Source organism: Holdemanella sp. DFI.5.55 (assembly GCF_020593575.1).
Classification (GTDB): domain Bacteria; phylum Bacillota_I; class Bacilli_A; order Erysipelotrichales; family Erysipelotrichaceae; genus Holdemanella; species Holdemanella hominis.
Genome location: NZ_JAJDMK010000405.1, coordinates 1 through 228, shown reverse-complemented (window position 1 = coordinate 228; position 228 = coordinate 1). Strand labels below are relative to the sequence as shown.

Below are 228 nucleotides of genomic sequence, written 5' to 3'. Positions count from 1 at the left end.
GACGATACGCATATAAATATCAAGATAAAAATGGAAAATCAAAATTCCTGTATTCATGGCGATTAACTGATACTGACCCCGTTCCAAAGGGAAAACGTTTTTGTAGGTCGTTGCGAGATCTTGAAAGAGACCTGCAACGTGACCTATTTGAAGGAATTGATTCTTCGGGTAAAAAAATGTTGTTGTGGCAATTATACGAAAAGCATAACGCTTTAAAACCGAATGTGA

Annotated in this window: 1 protein-coding gene; it reads left to right on the top strand. The window is 36.8% G+C overall.

The genetic code is table 11. From position 1 onward, the window contains the following. The coding region (locus tag LJE08_RS14590; RefSeq protein WP_227403662.1) for an integrase DNA-binding domain-containing protein at positions 1-228 on the top strand (228 nt) is incomplete at both ends.